We start from the raw sequence: 16,127 nt of genomic DNA, 5'->3' as shown, positions 1-16,127 counted from the left end.
CCATCCTGTCAAGATCGCTCCGGGTCGTTCCTGTTCTTCGTCTCGGCAAAAAACTCGCCGTCGTAGCCCAGATCGCGGGAGACGTTTTCCGCTGCGGCCAGCACCGCTTTGATCGCCCCGCCGCCGCCGCCCGTCTGGTAGCGGCTGGTCAGGCCGGTGCATCCCAAGCCGGCGACGGCTTTGCCTTCGTGGTTGAAAACCGGCGAGCCAATGCAAAAAATTCCGTACATGTACTCTTCGTTGTCGAAGGCCACGCCGGTCTTGCGCACCTGGGCGAGCTGGGAGATCAGGGCGTCCGCAGAGGTGATGGTGTTGTGGGTCAGCGAGGGCAGGCGTTCCTTCGGCAGCAGTCGGCGGACATCCTTCTCGTCCATGAAGGCCATGACCGCCTTGCCAAAGGCATTGTTGTGGTAGTAGACCCGCGAGCCGGGTACCACCTGGAGGAAGTAGCTGGCGTGCGGCGTTACCGTGTCAACCACCAGCATCCGGTCGCCGTCAGGGGCATGCACCTGCGCCGTCTCGCCCAACTCGCCGCTCAGCCACTCGAGATGTGGTCGCGCCCGCTTGCGCAGCTCGAAGTCGCTGTACAGCTTCATGCCCAAGGTGAAAAACCGAGTGCCGAGCTTGTACGAGGCGGTGCTGCCCGTTTCGGCGTAGCCGCGCTCGACCAGCCGCTTCATGACCCGGAACGCCAAGTTGTTGGTTATGCCCAGCTCCCGCGACAACTCGGTAACCCCGCAGGGCCGGTTTGCCTGCGAGAGGTATTCCAAAATGTCAAGCATGGCGTCGACGGCCGGCGCCGCATAGCGTTTCCCCGCCGTCGCTTCATTGGGCTTGCCTGCGGACATTCTGCACCTCGCGTGGCGGACGGTTAACGGGGAACCCCGATCTGGTACCCGTCTTTAAATGCATAACGCTAGTATATCCGCATAACGGAGGCTGTCAAAGGATTTCCTCAAACAGCGACCGCATAACCAACGCCGCCATGGAAGGCTTCAACAACAAGGTGCGCCACATGTTCTCACAGGCCTACGGCTTTCATGACTACGACTACGTAAAACTGAAAATCCATGAATTGCCTTCAATGGAGATAAAGACGCAACTGCTCAGTTCCTGCTCGTAGACATGGCCTTTTTTCGTAAAACCGGGATGATGCGAATTTTGGGCTTAACGTGTGCGCTTTAGCCTACTTTCAGGTTCTCACGCGGGAAGTTCGCGTAGCCGTCGAGTATCTTCCTCGGCCGCTCGTCGAAACCGGCCATATCCGACCTCCCTGCTTATGGGGAATCTCCATAACCACGGAAATCCCATAGTTGTGGTAATGCGCCTCGCAGCCCTGGCAAGTGCCGTCGGAGAGGATTTCCTGGCTGCTGCCTTGACTCCGTAGCCGAACGGCCTATAGTCAGTTATGCCTGCGGTACGGTCTTGCCCCGGGTAATGGAGATTTCCCCAGAAAAACACGTTATGTTCACGCTGCGCGGGCGGAATAAAGAAGGTTTAATTGTCATATGGATAAACTAGAGCACGTATCAATTATGCTAAATAGACGTACTAAAGGGAAGAGGTATGAAAACTTCGTAATAAACTCGATATATACAAAGCTTTCGAATCCCGAGCTTATTCCGATTACTCAACAATATGTAAGGAACAAAAATCATTCTGTAACAAATAGTAAAAAGTATTATTTACTGGATCTCTATTTTCCACAGTTACAATATGGTGTTGAAGTGGATGAGAGTCATCACCTTAGTGATGAGAGTAGAATAAATGATGAAATACGTGCAGAAGATATATTAAGTTCTATTCAATGTAAGCAAGGTAGAATAGCAATTTATAATGATAATGGTTCCCTAAAAGCCTATGATGAAGTAAACAAACAAATTAATAGAGAAGTAAATATTATTAATAATATGGTTCTAGATAGAAATAAAAAAACTGGACAAAAGCTTAAGTGGGAAGATAATAGTATGCGCAAAACAAAGATTCTTGAGAAAGGCTTATTTAATATAGAAGATGATGTTGATTATGAAGGAATAACAGAAATATACAATTATCTTGGACATAGTGTAAAAAATCTTGGTCGTTGTTTTGTAAAACTTAATGATAAATATAAACTATGGGTTCCAAGTTTAGCAGTGCAACTTGAAGATGGTTCTGTAAAAACAAAAAATGGATGGAAAAATACACTTAATGAAGATAAAACAATTATTACTGAAGTCGTTGGGGATATGAATAGATGTGATACTCGAACATTACCAGATGGATCATGGAATGAGAATAAATATAAAAGAATTGTTTTCATGCATATCAGAGATTGTTTTGGTTTGGATCGCTTAAGGTTTTTAGGGGTATTTGAGGCCAATGACCTTAAAAAGAGTAAAGGAATACAAACAAGATCCTATTCAAGAACTGCTAAAAAAATAAGTTTTAGTGAATTAGTAAGTGAAGAAACATAACAACTGCTTCAACCTGATTTGGCTATGTCACGATTCTTGCTAGCCGTCGCTACGCTCCTCGGCAAGAATCGCGCCATGACGCCTCGCAGGTTAAGCATATGTTGTGCTGACCGGAAAGATCGATATGCTGATGCGTACCACATTGTCTGCGGCGACCATGGTGGCGGTAGTGTGCTTCGTAGGATGCGCCCCAGCGAGATGGTCAGTTGACACTGCCAAAGACGGATATGCCTTTGGGACACTTCTTAGTAATCCCGCCAACATTGAGCGAAATGTTCAGGCGGGAATCACCCATGCGACCATCTGCGTGCATTGGAGTGGCGCAGAGCCCGAGCCCGGTGAGTTCTCCGAGGAGTACTTTGAGAAGGTCGAGGCGACAATCCGTCGTTTCTCGGATGCGGGCCAGCAGTAAGCGCTCGCCCAGCCCATTAAGCAGGAAATTCTGATGCGTTTAGGTTAATTGGCAGTCCTGAAACCAAGCAAGGAGACTGCCCAATGACCGACCGTGAAACTGCCTGGCGTGACGCCTTGTCCGCCCATTCGTCGTCCGGAATGCCTTTGAGTCGCTATTGTCGCGACAAGGGGCTCAACTATCATCAGGCGGTGTACTGGCGTCGCCGCCTGGCCACGATTGACGGCGCCGCCGGCTTGTCCGTCCCTGAGTAAGCGCTCGCCCAGCGTAAGCGCTCGCCCAGCCCATTAAGCAGGAAATTCTGATGCGTTTAGGTTAATTGGCAGTCCTGAAACCAACAGAGGAGACTGCCCAATGACCGACCGTGAAACTGCTTGGCGTGACGCCTTGTCCGCCCATTCGTCGTCCGGAATGCCTTTGAGTCGCTATTGTCGCGACAAGGGGCTCAACTATCATCAGGCGGTGTACTGGCGTCGCCGCCTGGCCACGATTGACGCCGCCGCCGGCTTGTCCGTCCCGGATGCGCCTGCCCCGACTTTTTCGCTCGTGGAGCTATCCGAGCCGCCGCGGCAGGTCGCGGACAGCGGCGTGGCCATTGAGTGCGGACGTTGTCGGATCAGTCTGAAAGCCGGCTTCGATCCGTCGGTGCTGTCCCGGGCGCTGGCCGTCCTGTCGGGTCTGGAGGCGGACTGATGTTGTCCCTGCCGCCATTCGCACGCATCTATATTTGCCAGCAGGCCGTGGACATGCGCAAGTCGTTTGACGGCCTGGCGGCGGCCTCCAGCCAGCTGCTCGCCCAGAGTCCGGCTTCCGGGCACTTCTTCGTCTTTCTCAACGCCCGGCGCACGCTAATCAAAATCCTCAACTGGGACGGCGACGGCTACACCATCTGGAGCAAGCGCCTTGAGCAGGGGCAATTCAACCTGCCCAAAGCCGTCGGCGACCGTCTGCTGCTTGATTTGCGCGATCTTCACGCCATGCTTGATGGCGTGAAGCCGGGCGCGTACTACAAAAGATTCTCAAAAAAAATGTGATTTTCGCCATCTTTTTTCGCGTGCCTGCTTGCATGTATTTGTTTTTGATGTAAGTTATTGGTATGCAGAATGATACGTTTTATTTTAGCGACTTTTCTGGCGGCGGCGCCGCGCGACTTGCCGCCGAGAACGACCGCCTGCGTGAACAGCTTCTGCAGGCCACCTCCGAGAACGTCCAGCTGGGTGAAACACTGCAACAAATCCAGCAGCTTGCCACCGCCGAGACCGGCGAGTTACGCGACGCGCTGAAAAAAGCCCTCCAGCGCCTGGCCGAGATGGAACTGCAGTTGGCCTGGCTGAACAAACGGCTCTTCGGCAGAAGCTCCGAGCGCGTGGTCGACGAGAAGACCCCGCTGCTGCCGGGCCTGTTTGTGCCGGAAACGGCCGCCAAACCGGAACCGGCCACGATCCAGGTCCAAGGCCATGATCGCCCGAAAAAGGCCGCCAACAAGGACGCCAAGAGCGTTCCTTTTGCCGATCACCTTGAGCGCAGGGAACGGGTTGTCGACATTGCCGAAACTGACAAACTCGGGAAGGAGTTCATCGGCTTTGACGTCTCTGAAATGCTCATGCACCGTTCCGCTTTCTACGTCCTGGTCATCAAGCGCGCCAAATATGTGGTGCCGGGCGAGCCGGAGCTGGGCGTCGTGATGGCGCCGCCGCTGCCGAACGTCCTGTCCGAAGACTCCGACCGCGGCCATTTCGACATCAGCGTGCCCGTTCACGTCCTCCACGAGAAATTCGTTAACCACATGCCCTTCTACCGCCAGAGCGAAGACCTCAAACGCGAGGGCATCACTCTGAGCCGCGGCACCATGTGCGACTGGGCGGACAAGATCGCCTTCCTGGTTCAACCCATCATGGACCGCCTGACCGACCTGCTGCTGAAAAGCGACGTCATTCACGCCGATGAAACTTCCGCGCGAATGCTGGCGAAAGGAAAATGTCAGAAGTGTTACCTCTGGGTGCGCAAGACCGGCGTCGGCCCGCCGATCACCCTCTTTCATTTTTCGCCCGGGCGAGGTCAGGGCGAAGCGCAAAAAATCCTCGGAAATTACGCCGGTATATTCATCAGTGATGCCTATACGGGCTACGACAAGCTGCCCGGAACCCGCGCCGCCTGCTGGGCGCACGTGCGCCGCAAGTTCTACGAGGTGCCTGAACTGGACAACGAGCAGCGTCTGACGGCCCTGAAGCTGATCCGGATCATGTATGACAACGAGGCGCGGGCCGCTGACGAGGTCAAGGACGCCGAGGCCGCGCGGGCCGGCGGCGAGCTCAACATCGTCGTCCCGTCCCTGGTCGAGACGCGCCGGAAACAGCGGGCCAATTCGGCGGAGCTGGTCGAGCAGTTCTTCGCGCTGTGCGACGACATCGTCCGCCGGCGTCTGCCACCGACCTCCATGCTCGTCCGGGCCGCCGTCTACGCGCTCAAGCAACGCCAGGAGCTCTCCGTGTTCCTGAGTGACCCACGCGTGAACATCGACAACAATCCGGCCGAAAACGCCATTCGTCCATGGGCACTGGGACGCAATAATGCGCAGTTCGGGATTATGCGGAGTGACGTGGAGCATTGGGCTGGAGCATGTTGGTCCTCAAGGAGAAACAGGTTTATGACTCTATCAGTCGCTTGACATAATTCAGACATGAGAGACCCACGACCACGCACATTTACGTGGAAGCGGACCTCACGATGAAAGAGCGTGCTCTCGCTACACTGCAAGAGCCAAGCGACCATCCCGTCCGTTACTCCCCGCCTGACGATCTATTATCCTTACTGGAGTCTCTTTGATTATGCAGAGCGAAAACCGTGCGACTGTCCTCAATTGGTGCCGGACAAGCTTCGTCCGGAGGCCCTCACTCCGCATAATCTCAAACTCTGCATTATTGCGTTTATGCCAAGCTTGGCATAAACGCAAAAATTGGCTCTTTGTTGGCAACGAACGCGGCGGCGAGAAATCCGCCGTCATCGCCAGCCTCGTGGCCACCTGCAAAGACAACAAAGTCGACTTCAAGGCCTGGCTCGAGGACGTCCTCACCCGCCTCGGCACCACCCGGCATGACGACATTGACTCCTTGCTGCCACACAACTGGACTCCCGCACGCAACTAATACCACCCGCACACTATCGCGCCACCGCCCCGATCCGCTTCACGCGGACCGGGGCTTTTCGCGTTCAGGTGTTAATGTAATCACGCGAAACACATGCGGGGATATGGGCTGGGCGAACGCTTACCGCCCAGCCCATTAAGCAGGAAATTCTGATGCGTTTAGGTTAATTGGCAGTCCTGAAACCAACCAAGGAGACTGCCAATGACCGACCGTGAAATTGCCTGGCGTGACGCCTTGTCCGCCCATTCGTCGTCCGGAATGCCTTTGAGCGCTGAAAAGCGGCTTTCAGCCATGCGGATCGAATTTGGCTTCTTTTATCGCGGACGGATCGGTCTGTGAATTTGCCTTCAGAACACCAGTTCCTTGTGTCCGTTGCGGCTTGAAGCGGCGGCGTGAATTGCCGCAAAGCGGCAAGACATGCCGACATCTTCTTTGCCTTTGTCTTCATCGCGGCTTCGCGGCTTCGCGTGAGACAAAAACACATCTTGGCGGCGGCACGGCTGTTATCAATAAGTGAGGGATTACTTGGAGACGCTCAGGCAGATCTGTTGTACCCACCTTAGAAACGAAATTTTGGCTGGTCGTTTGCCGGGGCTTACATTAGGTCTTGTCGGTGGCCAGAAATTCATCAGGAGATAAGGAACATCGCGACTAAATGGGGAACTCGAGACAGCGGGGGGAAACCATGTATGCTGCGACTGCACCCTGCCGGAGGACATTCACGCCGTGCGGCGACACACCAGAGCAACCTTTTCGATACCCGCACAGCGCATTCCGTGACTGAAACAATCCGTTTTTCCAAAAACCGGGAAGAACCCAAAAAGGTTATTCAGACTCCTCCATTTCCATATCAACAGGCATCTCCTTTGCAGTGATATACGCCTGTCGCGGATCATTTGGCGTGGCGGGAAATGCCCATTCCAAGCTACGTTCGTCTCGCACCATCGGTGTCAAAAACTGACTCTGCATCGACTTCGCATTTCTGCGAACAAACACTGCAATGCAATCAAGGGTGACGTATTGGTTCTCACACAGAGCGTGAATGGTTCGCTTCATTATTTCTCGGTCAATTTTTCTCTTGGTTCTGGGTATATTCGCAAGCTGTTCCATTTGCGCACAAAAATTCGGGGCAAGGAATTTAACGTCGTCGACAATGGGGTGGGGCAAATGGGAGGAAACCAGACGCCCTTGGACATCCCGGGAACTATCCAAATGTGGGGAGCTCGCCGCCAAATGTGGGGAGCTCGCCGCCAAATGTGGGGAGCTCGCCGCCAAATGTGGGGAGCTCGCCGCCAAATGTGGGGAGCTCGCCGCCAAATGTGGGGAGCTTATCTCCTTGCCGAACACATCGTCGGGCTGTGGCAAGTCCAGATCTGCCAGATGATAGACGGCGCCTCGCCCATTACCGGCGGATATCAGCAATTGTGCGTCATGGACTAGCTGATGCAAGACCCGCGACAGGTCGGCCGGATGCCTGCCGGTCAACTGCGCCAGGCGACCGTGAGTAAGCGTGCCTTCGGTCAAAGCCAGCGCTACGGCCACCTGTCCTTCGTATCCAAGTTGTTCGTAACGGGGTCCATATTTTTTTCGGAGCAGGGATACTGTGCCAGGCGGAAAGAGGTCAAGCATTCGCAACTCCATAATCGTCTGATCGTAGGGCTCCAGCTTTTCATACAATTCCGGCGGCCGCCAATGCGACAGGCGCCAGCCCTCCATGATTTTGGGAATGCCCGAGCCGGATTGTTCACCCAAGCCGACATAACGGAACATCTGATGCAAAAGCCGATTCCGGCAGTCTGCCTCGCCACCCTTCAAGGCGACTTCCACTGGAATTCGCATGGTTCCCGGATTTCGGAAACCAAACATGTCCGGCCGTTTGACCACCAGCACGGAAGCTCGGTCTGAATAGTCCGCATGCACCAGGGCGTTGACCAGTGCCTCGCGGAGGGCGACATGGACGGGTGTCTCCTGCTTCCGTTCCCCGCCCTCCAGGTGAAATGGCGTCTTCAAATCCGCCATCAGTTTCGGATACACTTTGCGGTAAAAATCATAGAGGTTGCCGGACCACGAGCCATCCAGCGTGACCCGATCAATCCAGCGCAACTCGGTCTTGGCCTCCGGGCGCTCTTGGTAATCCAACATGTAGTACGGGAATGCTTGCTGAATCACTGGATGCGTGCCGAACATGAGCAATCCAGCTTGCGTCAGGCCTTGTTTTCCCGTCATTCGATCCTGCCGCCACGCGCCGATTTGCGCCAGAAAGGCAGCATCGTCCAGGCTACCCCAGGGATGGGCGGGATTTAGATTCTGGTGCGCCTGCCGGTAGGCACGGATAGATTCTTGACACAGGTCATCTAAACCAAACCCGGCAGGAAGAATCCAGCTGTCTCGACTGTCCTCGACTTGTTCGGCCAGAAAACGCTTCACCTCGTCGTCTGTTAATTTCTGGTCGTTTTCATGCAGTCTGCGGTAGGCGTTGCCACCGAGCGGATTGCCATTCAGGAAAACCGGTCGTTGCGAACGCTTCGCACGGGGAACATCCACCCGCAGAATGGCCTTGCCGTCGATCTGAATGTCACTGACCGATTGGTTGGATAGCAGGTTGACGCTGACTTTAGACAAGTTCCCGGCCGTCGAAAAAATGTCCTTTCGGAGCCGCCCGGTATCCGGCAGGTTGATCAATTCGAATTCTCCATCTTTCTCGCTGACGCCAAGCAGGATCACGCCGCCATCGGTGTTGGCCATGGCGGAATATGTTTCCCAGAAGGATTCGGGAACAGTTCCCCGGCCGTCACGACCGCCAGCCTTCTTGCATTCGAGTTCACAACTCTCACGCAGCAGACTGATCTCCTCAATGGTGTGGATATCGAACATCGGCTTGTCCTAAAAAATCATGGGCAGGATGCCCAAGCTATTGTGCTGGTTACTCTGAAAACGAAATTCTGGGCTTCGGTTATTGTAGACTATGCGGACTTTGATTGGGGCTCCGCCCCAAACCCCGGAGTTTTTTTAGGCATGGCACTATCCGGCACCAACCGCTGAGCTCAAGGCACCGGCGGTCTTACCCGCCGGCACGGTCGTTGCCGTTATAGTGGCATTGCTATCCCTGGGGCGGTTGCACTCCTGCAGAGCCGCCTTCCGTTTCGCAATGCGCCTTTAACCTATTTGCCGGTTTTCATCCTGCCACCTGTCCCAGCCTGTTTCTCCTGGCTGCTTCCATCTTTGCCTCTCTTTCGGCGACGATTTGTTCCTTGCGGTCCCACAGCATGTCATATGGCGTAACGTATCCGATGGCGCTGTGCAGCCGTTCCATGTTGTAGTAGTCGATGTATCCTTGAATGACCTCGGCTGCCTGCTCCAGGGTTCCGAAGTACTTGCTGCTGATGCATTCGCCCTTTACGGATTTGTGCCATCGCTCGATCTTGCCGTTGGATTGGGGATAGAACGGCGAGGTTCTGACGTGAGAGAAGCCATGAATGCCGAGCAGCTCCTTGAAGTCGCGCGACATGAACTGCTTGCCGTTGTCGCTGATGATGCGCGGATGCGCATTCGGGAAACGCTCGTGCGCCTGCTGGATGCACAGGTCGACGTCGGCATTGGTCATGTGTTCGCGCAGCACGGAAGCCACGATATACCTGCTGTAACCGTCAATGACGGTGGTCAGGTAGGTATGGCGTCCCGCGATGTGCACATAGGTGATGTCGATGTGCCAGTGCTGATGCGGCGCGTCCGGCTGGTCAAAGCCCGATCCCTTTCTGCTCTTCTTGCCACCCTTTCTCCTCAGCACGCCAGCCTTTTTCAGCACCTTGTACACCGTCGAAGGCGGAACACAGGCGATGTCCTGGTCAACCATCATGTACGCGCGGCGCCGGTACCCTTCATCCTCGTGCTCAAGGTAGAAATCGATGATGGCCTGGCGTTCCCAAGGCAGAAGCCAGTTGGCGTGAGGGAGGTTGCAGCCATGACGATTTGAAGCCCCCCTGCGCTTGCGCCAGGCGCAAATCTTGCAGGGAGAAACGTCCAGCCAGCGTAAGCGTTCGCCCAGCCCATATCCCCGCATGTGTTTCGCGTGATTACATTAACACCTGAACGCGAAAAGCCCCGGTCCGCGTGAAGCGGATCGGGGCGGTGGCGCGATAGTGTGCGGGTGGTGTCAGTTGCGTGCGGGAGTCCAGTTGTGTGGCAGCAAGGAGTCAATGTCGTCATGCCGGGTGGTGCCGAGGCGGGTGAGGACGTCCTCGAGCCAGGCCTTGAAGTCGACTTTGTTGTCTTTGCAGGTGGCCACGAGGCTGGCGATGATGGCGGATTTCTCGCCGCCGCGTTCGTTGCCAACAAAGAGCCAATTTTTGCGTCCGAGTGCCCATGGGCGGATGGCGTTCTCGGCCGGATTGTTGTCGATGTTCACGCGTGGGTCACTCAGGAACACGGAGAGCTCCTGGCGTTGCTTGAGCGCGTAGACGGCGGCCCGGACGAGCATGGAGGTCGGTGGCAGACGCCGGCGGACGATTGCGTCGCACAGCGCGAAGAACTGCTCGACCAGCTCCGCCGAATTGGCCCGCTGCTTCCCGCGCGTCTCGGTCAGGGATGGGACGACGATGTTGAGCTCGCCGCCGGCCCGCGCGGCCTCGGCGTCCTTGACCTCGTCAGCGGCCCGCGCCTCGTTGTCGTACATGATCCGGATCAGCTTCAGGGCCGTCAGGCGCTGCTCGTTGTCCAGTTCAGGCACCTCGTAGAACTTGCGGCGCACGTGCGCCCAGCAGGCGGCGCGGGTTCCGGGCAGCTTGTCGTAGCCCGTATAGGCATCACTGATGAATATACCGGCGTAATTTCCGAGGATTTTTTGCGCTTCGCCCTGACCTCGCCCGGGCGAAAAATGAAAGAGGGTGATCGGCGGGCCGACGCCGGTCTTGCGCACCCAGAGGTAACACTTCTGACATTTTCCTTTCGCCAGCATTCGCGCGGAAGTTTCATCGGCGTGAATGACGTCGCTTTTCAGCAGCAGGTCGGTCAGGCGGTCCATGATGGGTTGAACCAGGAAGGCGATCTTGTCCGCCCAGTCGCACATGGTGCCGCGGCTCAGAGTGATGCCCTCGCGTTTGAGGTCTTCGCTCTGGCGGTAGAAGGGCATGTGGTTAACGAATTTCTCGTGGAGGACGTGAACGGGCACGCTGATGTCGAAATGGCCGCGGTCGGAGTCTTCGGACAGGACGTTCGGCAGCGGCGGCGCCATCACGACGCCCAGCTCCGGCTCGCCCGGCACCACATATTTGGCGCGCTTGATGACCAGGACGTAGAAAGCGGAACGGTGCATGAGCATTTCAGAGACGTCAAAGCCGATGAACTCCTTCCCGAGTTTGTCGGCTTCGGGGATATCAAGAATGAGGTCCTTGCGCTCGAGGTGATCGGCAAAAGGAACGCTCTTGGTATCCTTGTCGGCGGCCTTTTGCGAGCGATCATGGCCCTGAACCTGGACCTTGACCGGTTCCGGTTTGGGGGTCGTTTCCGGCACAACCAGGCCCGGCAGCAGCGGGGTCTTCTCGTCGACCACGCGCTCGGAACTTCTGCCGAAGAGCCGTTTGTTCAGCCAGGCCAACTGCAGTTCCATTTCGGCCAGGCGCTGGAGGGATTTTTTCAGCGCGTCGCGTAACTCGCCGGTCTCGGCGGTGGCAAGCTGCTGGATTTGTTGCAGCGTTTCACCCAGCTGGACGTTCTCGGCGGTGGCCTGCAGAAGCTGTTCACGCAGGCGGTCGTTCTCGGCGGCAAGTCGCGCGGCGTTGCCGCCGAAAAAGTTGCTAAAATGAAACGTATCATTCTGCATACCAATAACTTACATTAAAAACAAATACATGCAAGCAGGCACGCAAAAAAAAATGGCGAAATCACATTTTTTTTGAAAATCTTTCACAGCCGTCCCATAGTCACTGAAATTACCTGTTTTTTGGGCACATGCGAGCACGAGGCCGCCTGATTTTTCAAGACACCTTCTTTGTGTGTGGAAAAGTTTAGCCAGGAGACTATACCATCCCTTCAAAATACAGCTGATATGCTTTTTCCGGACTTCCCCGGATAATATGGCGCCGCTCCCGCTTCGTGTCGCAGCACTCGATGATACTGGGCAAACTGAAGTAATTCCAGAGCACGGCACGCAACAAGGTAAAGAGCCGACTGAACTGGCGCTTCCACTTGTTGTACCAAGCGACGAACCGTAGCAGGAGATAGGCAAGCAGCGCTGTCCAGACTTGCCAGCGGACGGCATTTTCGTTATATCCAAGGAAATCGGCCAGCTGCAGCGTCTGTTTGATTTCCTTGAAAAACACCTCCACACCCCAACGGCATTGATAGAGCTGGCACACGGAAAACGGCGACCACTCGAAGTTGTTGGTAATAAACGTCATCACCACCATCTTCCCCTTCACCTCGACCTCTGCCGTGACCAGCCGCAGGTCATCGGGGTAATTGTCCTTGGTCTGCACCCCTATCAGCCTGATGCGCTCATCTGACAACACCTTGCATTTCTTGCGGACATAGCGGCGCTTGCCGGGCGCTTGCTGTCCCATAACTTCAGCCGTATCTGTCTCGGGTTCTGAGGAGGCGGACGCATGTTTGACGGGATCAGACGCCTCCGGTTTCCCAGTCGCATGCTGTCCCATAACTTCATAGAGCATGTTTTCCTTGGCCCGCGTCACCCAGGAGACGCCGCGCGTGTCAAGGACCTTAAGATGCTTAAAATCAACATAGGCCTTGTCGAATACCACGACCTCTCCGGCCTTCATGTCGGCGCACAGTTCCCAGGCGCTTTTCGGGTCAGAATCCTTTGCACTTTTGACGAGGACGAAGTTCGGCAGGAACGAGCGCATGTTCAGCGCCGTGTGCATCTTGGCGGCCGCTTTCTGGCGTCGGTGCTGGGCCCAGCCCATATTAAATGCCGTCAGTTTGATGGTGGTTGAATCAACGGCGCGAATGGTTCTTGTCCGGAAGCGGTAGGGCAAACCGGGATAATTGCGGCTGGAGGTCAGGAACTCGGGGTAACGGGTTGACAGTGACTCATATACCTTCCAGAACAGTTCTTCGGCCATATCCGCATTGCGGGTCTTGTTGGCGTGAGAGAGACCGTTCCTGCTCGGAGGCGTGCAGTTGCGTATCTGAGCAAGGGGGCCGGCATGGTTGTGGAGGCTGTCACAGATGTCGTTCAGACTTAATGAATGCGCCAGATGCGCGTAAAGCATAGCCATTACATGGCTGGTGGCGCTGAAGGCCCGTGTCTGGATTTTGTACTTTTTGGCGAGGTTGTCGATAATCCGGTCAGGTATCCAGCTTGCAATCTGCGCGAGGACTGACACAGTACTTTTTAGTGGATTCATGGTACCTCCTATGGTTGCTTACTAGGCTACCATTAAGATGCCGTGAATCCTTTTTTTTACGAAGCCACCATCAAGTTATGGGACGGCTGTGAAAATCTTTTGTAGTACGCGCCCGGTTTCACGCCATCAAGCATGGCGTGAAGGTCACGCAGATCAAGCAGCAGGCGGTCGCCGACGGCTTTGGGCAGGTTGAATTGTCCCTGCTCAAGGCGCTTGCTCCAGATGGTGTAGCCGTCGCCGTCCCAGTTGAGGATTTTGATCAGCGTGCGCCGGGCGTTGAGAAAGACGAAGAAATGCCCGGAAGCCGGACTTTGGGCGAGCAGCTGGCTGGAGGTCGCCGCCAGGCCGTCAAACGACTTGCGCATGTCCACGGCCTGGTGGCAAATATAGATGCGTGCGGATGGCGGCAGGGACAACATCAGTCCGCCTCCAGACCCGACAGGACGGCCAGCGCCCGGGATAGCACCGACGGATCAAAGCCGGCCTTCAGGCTGATCCGGCAGCGTCCGCACTCAATGGCCACGCCGCTGTCCGCGACCTGCCGCGGCGGCTCGGATAGCTCTACGAGCGAAAAAGTCGGGGCGGGCGCATCCGGGACGGACAAGCCGGCGGCGCCGTCAATCGTGGCCAGGCGGCGGCGCCAGTACACCGCCTGATGATAGTTGAGCCCCTTGTCGCGACAGTAGCAACTCAAAGGCATTCCGGACGACGAATGGGCGGACAAGGCGTCACGCCAGGCAATTTCACGGTCGGTCATTGGCAGTCTCCTTGGTTGGTTTCAGGACTGCCAATTAACCTAAACGCATCAGAATTTCCTGCTTAATGGGCTGGGCGAGCGCTTACGGTATAGATCGCGTATGCGCTCATGGAACCGTCGCCTGTCAGCGGTGCTTGGCTGCCGACAGCAGCGGCCAGAGGCGCTTCTTGAGGTCGGCCAGTACGGTGACCAAATCGAGGCCGAACGATTCAAGCCCGCTGCGGCGTAGGAATGCCCGCCATTGGGTTTCCTTGATGCCGTCCTCGATGAATTCTGGCGTGAAGGCGACAGGCAACTCCTCCGGCAGCGGGACGTTGCGCCGTTCGAAGGTTCCTCGAATGGCGGCGCGCAGGAGATCGTCGTCGATGCCCATGTGCGTGAGGATGACGTGCATGTCGTAGAAGTCCTTCATCCTGCTGTTGAGAGCGCCGAGAACCACCGTGGCGTTGAGCTTCTCTGCCACAACCGTCGCCGGATGGTAGGCGCGCAGGCGAGGCGCGGGAAAATCCAGGATCGCCGGGTAGTCGATCTGTTGCGGCTCCGGTGTCAGGGCATCGCCGAACCCCACGTCGATCTGAATGGCCAGACGGGCACGGCCAAGAAACCCGAGCAACCGAACGCGGACACCATGGTACTCCTGGTCGTCACGAATGTCGTCGGTCTGGATGGAGTCTGCATCGAAACGCAGTCCGTCGTCCTGCACCTCGACTGCGCAGGCATCGGCGAAGATGGCGCGCAGCCGGTCGTGGGTGAGATCGCCGAAGCCCAGGAGGTCAATGTCCCGGGTGGGGCGACCGGGGACATCGTGCCACAGGGCAAAGAGCATCGCACCTTTCAGCACGAAGGTCTCGGCGTGACCGGCCGCCTGGATTCTGTACAGCAGACGCTCCAGGCCGTAGCGCATCAGCAAGTGATTGAACTGCTCGCCGGTGGTGTCGCGGATGTTCAGCAGCCGCTGGTGAACCGACTTGCTGGTGTCTTCCTTGCTCATCAGGCCATCTCCAGGTAGGGACGCATGACGTGGGACATCCGGCAGTACTTGGCGAGTCGCCAGATTTCGTCGCGGGTGGCCTTCCTTTGCGCCAGGGCGTCGCGCAGCGCCTCGCGAGCCACGTCCAGCCCGATGCGGTTGCGGAACTTGAAGCAGTCGACGACCGTCTTGGCGGGCGAGTAGACACGAATGCGGATGCCATCGGCGTCATGTTCCTCGATTCCCTCAGAGAAGGCAGGTCCGGTAAGCTTCATTACCTGGAGGTTGATCCCCTTGCAGGTCGGCATGTGAGTGCCGCGCTTGATCGCGATCCAGGTCTCCATGGGCATCTGGGTGGTGATCTCATGGAACTGGAGGGCGGAGAGCAGACAGATGACGCCATGCGGCACGCCTGCCGCCGCCGCGAGAAGAGTCTCATGTTCCGGCTGGTAGTCGGCCAGCGCATAGGCTCCGCGGCTGACGCGCCGCAGTTCCCCCTTGTCCGCAAGATAGGGAAGCAGCGTACGACTGGCCCCAGCATCTTCGACGTCGGCGGCACGGATGACGCCGCGTTTTCGCGCCAGGTCAATGATCTTCTCGGTCTGCATGCCAGTGGCTCCGTATTGACGTTTCGTGTCCATATAATAATAAGTGGTTCGGATTTGTCAATGGCGGAGCTGACGGCTTTTTTCCCAGCCTGACACATCGGGAGTCCTGTTTAACGCACCAGGAGGCGGATCGATTAACAGCGCAATGTGCTCACTGAGTGACGATAACAGCACCTGTAGAGCGTGCTGGCTTACTCTACGCCAAGCGCATCGCGGCGCGACCGCCACCGGACCGCTCTGTAATCCGGGGGTGGAGCCGTCGGGGCATCCCGGAAACGGGTCGAAAACGGGCCGCGCGCGGGTGCGTAGAGTTTTCGTCTCTATAGAGCGCGAGAGCACCAGAGAGTTTTGGCCGTATCTCGAAGGTCTCTGGCCCGAACGGCGGCAGGGACGGCGGGAGGATAGAGCGCGCCGGGG

General features: G+C 56.4%; 17 protein-coding genes. 8 read left to right on the top strand and 9 right to left on the bottom strand.

Annotated elements, in window-relative coordinates; genetic code table 11:
* Nucleotides 1-8: 8 nt before the first annotated feature.
* A complete protein-coding gene (locus J3R75_RS07830) occupies nt 9-848 on the bottom strand; it encodes an IclR family transcriptional regulator (protein ID WP_307260946.1) in 840 nt (279 codons plus the stop codon).
* On the opposite strand from J3R75_RS07830, the gene J3R75_RS07825 reads away from it, so the two are divergent.
* From J3R75_RS07825 to J3R75_RS07790, 8 genes are all read left to right on the top strand, one after another.
* Nucleotides 749-1,123, top strand: coding sequence for a transposase (locus tag J3R75_RS07825; RefSeq protein ID WP_307260945.1), 375 nt, complete (start codon nt 749-751; stop codon nt 1,121-1,123). The genes J3R75_RS07830 and J3R75_RS07825 overlap by 100 nt on opposite strands.
* Before the next feature lie 385 nt (nt 1,124-1,508).
* A complete protein-coding gene (locus J3R75_RS07820) occupies nt 1,509-2,456 on the top strand; it encodes an AbaSI family restriction endonuclease (RefSeq protein ID WP_307260944.1) in 948 nt (315 codons plus the stop codon).
* A 495-nt stretch (nt 2,457-2,951) separates the two neighbouring features.
* The gene (tnpA, locus tag J3R75_RS07815; protein ID WP_307260943.1) at nt 2,952-3,122 is read left to right on the top strand and encodes an IS66 family insertion sequence element accessory protein TnpA; all 171 of its coding nucleotides are present in this window, start codon (nt 2,952-2,954) and stop codon (nt 3,120-3,122) included.
* Between the two features lie 100 nt (nt 3,123-3,222).
* Complete coding sequence (gene tnpA, locus J3R75_RS07810) at nt 3,223-3,561, top strand: IS66 family insertion sequence element accessory protein TnpA (RefSeq protein ID WP_307260941.1); 339 nt, start codon at nt 3,223-3,225, stop codon at nt 3,559-3,561.
* Entirely contained in the window at nt 3,561-3,902 is a 342-nt protein-coding gene (tnpB, locus tag J3R75_RS07805) for an IS66 family insertion sequence element accessory protein TnpB (protein ID WP_307260940.1), read from the top strand. Before tnpA (J3R75_RS07810) ends, tnpB (J3R75_RS07805) begins: the two co-directional genes overlap by 1 nt.
* 62 nt (nt 3,903-3,964) lie before the next feature.
* The gene (tnpC, locus tag J3R75_RS07800) at nt 3,965-5,536 is read left to right on the top strand and encodes an IS66 family transposase (protein ID WP_307260938.1); all 1,572 of its coding nucleotides are present in this window, start codon (nt 3,965-3,967) and stop codon (nt 5,534-5,536) included.
* 253 nt (nt 5,537-5,789) lie between these two features.
* Nucleotides 5,790-6,014: a transposase domain-containing protein gene (locus tag J3R75_RS07795; protein ID WP_307260937.1), complete on the top strand. Its 225-nt coding sequence runs from the start codon at nt 5,790-5,792 to the stop codon at nt 6,012-6,014.
* Nucleotides 6,015-6,215: 201 nt separating this feature from the next.
* Nucleotides 6,216-6,353: a hypothetical protein gene (locus tag J3R75_RS07790; RefSeq protein WP_307260936.1), complete on the top strand. Its 138-nt coding sequence runs from the start codon at nt 6,216-6,218 to the stop codon at nt 6,351-6,353.
* A 486-nt stretch (nt 6,354-6,839) separates the two neighbouring features.
* On the opposite strand, the gene J3R75_RS07785 is transcribed toward J3R75_RS07790, so the two are convergent.
* The 8 genes from J3R75_RS07785 to J3R75_RS07750 all read right to left on the bottom strand — a co-directional run bounded on the left by J3R75_RS07785 (nt 6,840) and on the right by J3R75_RS07750 (nt 15,710).
* Entirely contained in the window at nt 6,840-8,888 is a 2,049-nt protein-coding gene (locus J3R75_RS07785) for an RNA/DNA-binding domain-containing protein (RefSeq protein ID WP_307260935.1), read from the bottom strand.
* A 301-nt stretch (nt 8,889-9,189) separates the two neighbouring features.
* Nucleotides 9,190-10,074, bottom strand: a complete 885-nt coding sequence (locus J3R75_RS07780) for an IS3 family transposase (protein ID WP_307260934.1) — start codon at nt 10,072-10,074, stop codon at nt 9,190-9,192.
* A gap of 93 nt (nt 10,075-10,167) precedes the next feature.
* Nucleotides 10,168-11,832, bottom strand: a complete 1,665-nt coding sequence (gene tnpC / locus J3R75_RS07775) for an IS66 family transposase (RefSeq protein WP_307260933.1) — start codon at nt 11,830-11,832, stop codon at nt 10,168-10,170.
* A gap of 196 nt (nt 11,833-12,028) precedes the next feature.
* Nucleotides 12,029-13,375 (bottom strand): IS4 family transposase, encoded by a 1,347-nt coding sequence (locus tag J3R75_RS07770; RefSeq protein WP_307260932.1) that lies wholly within the window; start codon nt 13,373-13,375, stop codon nt 12,029-12,031.
* A 56-nt stretch (nt 13,376-13,431) separates the two neighbouring features.
* On the bottom strand, nt 13,432-13,794 hold the full coding sequence (gene tnpB, locus J3R75_RS07765) for an IS66 family insertion sequence element accessory protein TnpB (protein WP_307260931.1): 363 nt from the start codon (nt 13,792-13,794) through the stop codon (nt 13,432-13,434).
* Complete coding sequence (gene tnpA / locus J3R75_RS07760) at nt 13,794-14,132, bottom strand: IS66 family insertion sequence element accessory protein TnpA (protein WP_307260930.1); 339 nt, start codon at nt 14,130-14,132, stop codon at nt 13,794-13,796. The genes tnpB (J3R75_RS07765) and tnpA (J3R75_RS07760) overlap by 1 nt, the downstream gene beginning before the upstream one ends.
* A gap of 124 nt (nt 14,133-14,256) precedes the next feature.
* Nucleotides 14,257-15,123, bottom strand: coding sequence for a nucleotidyl transferase AbiEii/AbiGii toxin family protein (locus tag J3R75_RS07755; protein ID WP_307260929.1), 867 nt, complete (start codon nt 15,121-15,123; stop codon nt 14,257-14,259).
* Nucleotides 15,123-15,710, bottom strand: a complete 588-nt coding sequence (locus J3R75_RS07750; protein WP_307260928.1) for a type IV toxin-antitoxin system AbiEi family antitoxin domain-containing protein — start codon at nt 15,708-15,710, stop codon at nt 15,123-15,125. The genes J3R75_RS07755 and J3R75_RS07750 overlap by 1 nt, the downstream gene beginning before the upstream one ends.
* Nucleotides 15,711-16,127: the final 417 nt, after the last annotated feature.

The organism is Oligosphaera ethanolica (assembly GCF_030814695.1).
Lineage (GTDB): Bacteria > Verrucomicrobiota > Lentisphaeria > Oligosphaerales > Oligosphaeraceae > Oligosphaera > Oligosphaera ethanolica.
This window is presented reverse-complemented; position numbering and strand designations above follow the sequence as displayed.